This is a genomic window from Synechocystis sp. LEGE 06083, from assembly GCF_015207725.1.
GTDB lineage: Bacteria > Cyanobacteriota > Cyanobacteriia > Cyanobacteriales > Microcystaceae > Synechocystis > Synechocystis salina.
Genome location: NZ_JADEWJ010000254.1, coordinates 1 through 5,862, shown reverse-complemented (window position 1 = coordinate 5,862; position 5,862 = coordinate 1). Strand labels below are relative to the sequence as shown.

General features: G+C 49.5%; 5 protein-coding genes. 1 reads left to right on the top strand and 4 read right to left on the bottom strand.

Features of this window, described 5'->3' with window-relative positions; all coding sequences use genetic code 11:
- The 3 genes from IQ219_RS16075 to IQ219_RS16065 form a co-directional block, all read right to left on the bottom strand.
- Nucleotides 1-388, bottom strand: a 388-nt coding sequence (locus IQ219_RS16075) for an SH3 domain-containing protein (RefSeq protein ID WP_194073272.1), incomplete at its 3' end; no start/stop codon positions are given.
- Between the two features lie 121 nt (nt 389-509).
- A complete protein-coding gene (locus IQ219_RS16070) occupies nt 510-1,358 on the bottom strand; it encodes a TIGR03943 family protein (protein WP_194019197.1) in 849 nt (282 codons plus the stop codon).
- 28 nt (nt 1,359-1,386) lie between these two features.
- The gene (locus tag IQ219_RS16065) at nt 1,387-2,706 is read right to left on the bottom strand and encodes a glucose-1-phosphate adenylyltransferase (RefSeq protein ID WP_347338254.1); all 1,320 of its coding nucleotides are present in this window, start codon (nt 2,704-2,706) and stop codon (nt 1,387-1,389) included.
- A gap of 330 nt (nt 2,707-3,036) precedes the next feature.
- Between IQ219_RS16065 and htpG the strand changes: the two genes are divergently transcribed.
- Nucleotides 3,037-5,007, top strand: a complete 1,971-nt coding sequence (gene htpG / locus IQ219_RS16060; protein ID WP_194019199.1) for a molecular chaperone HtpG — start codon at nt 3,037-3,039, stop codon at nt 5,005-5,007.
- Between the two features lie 145 nt (nt 5,008-5,152).
- On the opposite strand, the gene IQ219_RS16055 is transcribed toward htpG, so the two are convergent.
- Nucleotides 5,153-5,812 (bottom strand): SDR family oxidoreductase, encoded by a 660-nt coding sequence (locus IQ219_RS16055; protein ID WP_190597909.1) that lies wholly within the window; start codon nt 5,810-5,812, stop codon nt 5,153-5,155.
- Nucleotides 5,813-5,862 lie beyond the last annotated feature (50 nt).

The window sequence follows — 5,862 nt, the reverse complement described above, 5'->3', positions numbered from 1 at the left end:
ACTTTGACCACTCCCCCTCGGTGGCCAAGACCACCACTTCATCGTGGTAGTTAATGGTGGCGAGGGAATCAGAATCCCGATCCGGCTCGGTACGCACATTTAAGCCCCCATTCCAAATGACCTTAGCTTTATAAGCCCCAGGGGGAAACTCTTCTGTGGGGGAAGGGGAAGGACTCGGTTGCGGTGATGCTTGGGGCGATCCTGTCCCCGTGGGGGAGGGCTTGTCATCTTTGGGCTGACTTTGTTCTTCAGGAAATAAGGGCTTTTCTGGATTAGCCGCAAAACGGTTGAAAATCAAATAGCCCGCCAGGGAAATCCCCCCCACAAACAGGGTCACCCCCAGGATAAAGCCGATAAAAAACTGTAACAGCCCGGACAAACCTTTCATACTGGTCAACGAATTTGCACAATAATGCTGGGTTATTTTAGCGAATAGACAATCTTCACCAAGGGAACCTCTGCCTTCGTATCGATGGATTTGGCCCAGATTAGGTTCCGTTCCCCATTGCTCAATCCGCGTAACTATAGGGATCCGCAGGAGTTGGCACCACTTCCACCGACTGGGCTTCCACCACTACCTGGCGCTTTTCTCCCCCTTGCCTACCTTGGTCTGGTGAACTGGGTAAGGTTGCGGCTACCATTTGCCCTTGGATGGTTAACCAAGTATCGGGGGGATACTGGCTACGGGAACCTTCTAAACGGACAGTCAAAGCCACAGGATAAGCATCCACCGCACAGCAGGTCAGAATAAAGCGGCTGATGAGGAGATAATTATCTGGCAAATAGTCGGGGTGAACGACAAAGCCCGTTACATTAACCTTTTGACCAGCATAAACGTCCGGCTCTGGATAGGCGCTGATGGTGCGGACCCAATCCACCAGGGTGCGGTCTTCCGGCTTGATCTGGGAGGCAAAGCTGGATATCTGGGTTTGGGTGGGTGGCAAAGTGGTACTAATACCCCGTTGGATGGCCAATTGGCTGCTGAAGACAGAGGGAGTGATAAAAAGCCCCATCACGGCTGTAACCAACAACAGAGCGGTGCCCATGCCCAGGGGTAAAACCGCTACGTGGGTGACACTATCTTGGTTGCCATTACCACTGCGACGGGCCCTTTTTAACCAACGTCTTCCGGTTTGGAACAACCTTAGTCCGCCCAAAAACAGCAGGACAAAGCCCGTTACTGTCACCAGTCCAAAGTAGTTGGGGTGAATTAATAGCCTCAGTTCCCCAGAGACAGAGTACTTGAGCATCAACACCCCCCAGGCAAGAATGCCCAGACCGTCCAACTGGTCTAGGACAGACCGGAGGGGGGCAAACTTCTGGGTTAGGGATTTTACTGCTTTAACAGGAGCGGTCATGGCCATAGTGCGAGGAAAGGAACTGGCCCTAGATTACCGTGCCATCGGCGATCGTCACATTTTTGATCACCACCACAATGCCGTTGCGGATGTAAAAGCCCAACTCTTCCCGGTTAGCTTCTTGGACATTTTCTTTGTTGACAATCATGACGTTTTTGCCGATGCGGGCATTTTTGTCGATAATCGCCCGTCGAATGGTGGTGTTGGGACCAATGCCGGCGGGACATTTGCCGTTACTTTCCAAAGATTCCCGTTCCGGGGAAGATTCATAAAAGTCATTGCCCATTAAGAGGGTATCTTCAATGGTGCAACCGGACTCAATGCGGCTACGGATGCCTAAAACGGAGTGGTGAATGCGGCAATCTTTGACAATACAGCCTTCCCCAATCATGGATTCCGTCACGGTGGCGTTCAGCATTTTGGTGGGCGGCAAATAGCGGCCCCTGGTGTAGATGGGGGCATCTTCGTTGTAGAAGCTGAAGTCGGGATGGGGCTGTTTCGTGAGGGCTAGGTTAGCTTCGTAAAAAGCTTCAATGGTACCGATATCTTCCCAGTAATCATCAAACAAATAGGCTTGGAGATTATAGTCCTTGGCGGAATCGGGAATGATTTCTTTGCCAAAGTCAGTGGCGCTTTCGTATTTCTCCAGTAGGTTGTGCAGGACTTCTTTTTTGAAGACGTAAATGCCCATGGAGGCAATGTAGGGATTGAGCTTAGCCTTTTCTGGGCTCAGACCGAGGAGGGTGGTGTCCACCTGCATTTGGCGCAGGGCATCTCCTTTGGGTTTTTCGGAAAAATCGACTACCCTGCCTTGGGCGTCTATTTTCATCAGTCCTAATTCGGGGGCTTTCTTGTCATCTACGGGGACAACGGAAAGGGTGATGTCGGCGTTAGTTTCCCGGTGGCGTCGAACAAATTGGGCATAGTCCATGCGATAAAGATGATCGCCGGAGAGAATGAGATACTCATCCACGTCCCATTCCCCCAGCAACCAAAGATATTGACGCACCGCATCAGCCGTACCTTGGAACCATTCGGGACTGTCCTTGGTTTGTTGGGCGGCTAGCACCTCCACAAAGCCTTCCTGGAAACCGGCAAAATTGTATGCCCTAGTCAAATGGCGGTTTAGGGAGGCGGAATTAAACTGGGTGAGGACGTAAATTTTAACGATTTCTGAGTTGATGCAATTACTGACGGGGATATCAATGAGGCGATACTTTCCGGCCAAGGGGACTGCGGGTTTGGCTCTGAGTTTGGTTAAAGGATAGAGGCGGGTCCCGGCCCCACCGCCCAGGATAATCGCTAAGACACGTTTCACAAGCAGACCTCTCGATTGCCAACAACACACTTCGAAGTCAAGTGTAGAACCGACGGGGACATCTGGAAAGGGAATCTGGACGGAAATTCCGGCTAGCCAGCGGGTTTTAATGCCCCAGGTAGCAATGGCGATCGCCGTTGGGATTCGTGGCCAAGTTGGGGGATTACTTTTGGGGTACGGATAACCGAAACGGCAAAGATCGGAAACTGCCGCTGAGTAAACTGTCCCTGGCTTCGTATGATGATGGGGTTACCCCCATTGCGGGGGAACTAGGCAAATCTGGGGAGCTGATCGGGTTCCTGGCAGTTTTGCCAGTCTACTAAATTTCCTAAACATCCTAAACATTAAATCTAAAGACCTATGGCAGTACTCGAAAAAGGCAATATCACGATCCACACCGAGAATATTTTCCCGATTATTAAAAAGTCTCTCTACACCGACCATGAAATCTTTTTGCGGGAACTGATTTCTAATGCCGTTGATGCCATCAGCAAACGGAAAATGGCCGCCTTTGCCAGCGACGGGGCCCAGGAAGTGCCGGATCCCCAAATCACCTTGGTGGTAGACAAAGCCAATAAGACCCTTTCCATTACCGATAACGGCATTGGCATGACCGTCGATGAGGTGAAAAAATATATTAACCAAGTGGCCTTTTCCAGTGCGGAGGAGTTCATCGAAAAGTTCCAAAAGTCCGCCAATGATCTGATCGGTCACTTTGGTTTGGGCTTTTACTCCGCTTTCATGGTGTCTCAAAAAGTGGAAATCGATACCCTTTCCTATCAAGAAGGGGCCCAGGCGGTGCATTGGAGTTGCGATGGTTCACCGGAGTTTGAACTAACCGATTCCGATCGCCAACAGGTGGGGACCACAGTTACCCTAACCCTATTGGATGATGAACAGGAGTATTTAGAAGCCGGTCGCATCCGCCAACTGGTAAAAACCTACTCTGACTTTATGGCGGTGCCCATCCGCTTTGAAGGGGAAACGTTAAATAAGCAACGGGCCATTTGGAAGGAATCCCCCCAGAATCTAACCAAGGAAGATTACCTGGAGTTTTACCGCTACCTGTACCCTTTCCAGGAAGATCCGCTGCTGTGGGTACACCTCAACACCGATTACCCTTTTTTGCTCAATGGCATCCTCTATTTTCCCAAATTACGTCCCGATGTGGATGTGTCCAAGGGGCAAATTAAACTCTTCTGCAACCAGGTTTTTGTCAGTGACCATTGCGAAGAAGTCATTCCTGAATTTTTGATGCCGCTCCGGGGGGTAATTGACAGTCCCGATATTCCCCTCAACGTTTCCCGCAGTGCCCTCACCAACCATCGCACCGTGCGCCGCATTGCCGACTACATTGCCAAAAAAGTAGGCGATCGCCTCAAATCTTTGTATGACGAAAATCCCGAAGAATATTTGAAATGTTGGGAAGACATTGGCACCTTTGTCAAATTTGGCTCCCTGCGGGAAGATAAGTTCAAACAACAGGTGGAAGACCTGTTACTCTACCGCACCACCTACAAAGCCGAAGTTACCGAGCCTAAAGTGGAAGTTTTAACAGAAGATGGTGATGCCTGGTCCGATGCCCAACAGGATGATGGCGTTAATCCCTACGAAAAAGAGGGCTACACCAGCTTAAAGCGTTACTTGGCCAGGAATAAGGAACGCCACGAAAATCGGGTTTTCTACTGCACCGATCAGAGTACCCAAGCGACCTATGTGGAACTGTATAAAAATCAGGGCATTGAAGTCCTATTTATGGATTCCTTCATTGACACCAATTACTTCATTCCCTTCCTGGAAAAAGAGTACAGTGACGTCAAATTTTCCCGGGTCGATTCAGAACTGGATCAAAGTCTGATTGAAGAGGACAAGGCCAGCGACATTGTCGATCCGGCCACCAACAAATCCCGCAGTGAGCAAATTAAGGAAATTTTTGAAAAGGCCCTCAACAATCCCAACATCAACATCAAAACCCAATCCCTCAAATCCGACGATCCCCAATCTACGCCCCCTGCTATGGTGTTATTGCCGGAAGCAATGCGCCGCCTCCAGGAAATGACCGCCATGATGCAACAGCAAGCCATGGCCTTCCCGGAGCAACATGTGCTGGCTATCAACACCAATCATCCTCTGATTCAAAACATTCTTTCCCTCAGCCAAGGCAGTATTGTCACCGGCAGTGGAGAATCTCCTTCAGCGGAGTTGGCCAAGTCCCTTTGTCAACACGTTTATGACCTGGCATTAATGGCCCAAAAAGGTTTTGATGCGGAGGGCATGAAGGGTTTCATTGAACGCTCTAATGCGGTGTTAACCCGTCTGACTAAACAGTAAATTGTCCATCAATTGCAAGACATCCAAGCAATAGTTGTCTTGTAGTGATAGTTCTTTGATCTACAAATATTCGTCCCCTAAAGATACTGTGGCTCTTGGGGGACTTTTTATTTGTAGTAGCTGAAGAAATTCAATAATTTTTTAATCAGCTAACCATCGCAAATAATTCCTCAAAGGACTGTACGGGAATATCCGGTTTACTAATAATTTCAACAATTTTATTTTTAGCGCTGGGGCTAAAGAGAGATTCCACACAAACCTCTGCTACTTTTTGTCGGGGAATACTACCATCAAATAATGTATCCGCCCCGGCCATAACAATGGCATTGTCGTTGTCCTCATTTTTGAGTCCTCCTGGCCGCACAATGGTGTAGGGCACGCCGCTCTGACGGAGATAATTTTCGCCCCACTGTTTCCACACCAAAATTAGACCGAACAAGTTGAGGGGATGGAAGAGATTGGATACACAGAGGGAAGAGACCAGCACCAATTGTTCAATCTCACTGGCCTTGGCCACATCCACTAGGTTGCGGGTACCCAAATAATCCACTTTAAATGGCCCGGTCAAATCCACACTCGGCCTGGCTCCGGCCGCACTAATCACCGCAGTGCAATCGGCGATCGCCGCTTTGATAGTTTCCGGTTCCAACAAATCCCCCACCATAATTTCCGTCCCTGGGGGCAATACCGCCTTAGCACTGTCATAGTTTCGCACCAAAGCCCGCACTGCAATTTGGCGATCGACTAGGGTGTGGACAACCCGTTTGCCCGTTTCTCCGGTGGCACCGACAACTAAAACTTTCATAGGTAAATTTGATGGATTCTGGAGTAATGTAATCGCCCTCAACCTAGGGC

Coding starts and splice junctions, on each gene's coding strand:
- IQ219_RS16055 (WP_190597909.1), bottom strand. CDS start 5,812: ATGAAAGTTTTAGTTGTCGGTGCCACCGGAGAAACGGGCAAACGGGTT.
- IQ219_RS16070 (WP_194019197.1), bottom strand. CDS start 1,358: ATGACCGCTCCTGTTAAAGCAGTAAAATCCCTAACCCAGAAGTTTGCC.
- htpG (WP_194019199.1), top strand. CDS start 3,037: ATGGCAGTACTCGAAAAAGGCAATATCACGATCCACACCGAGAATATT.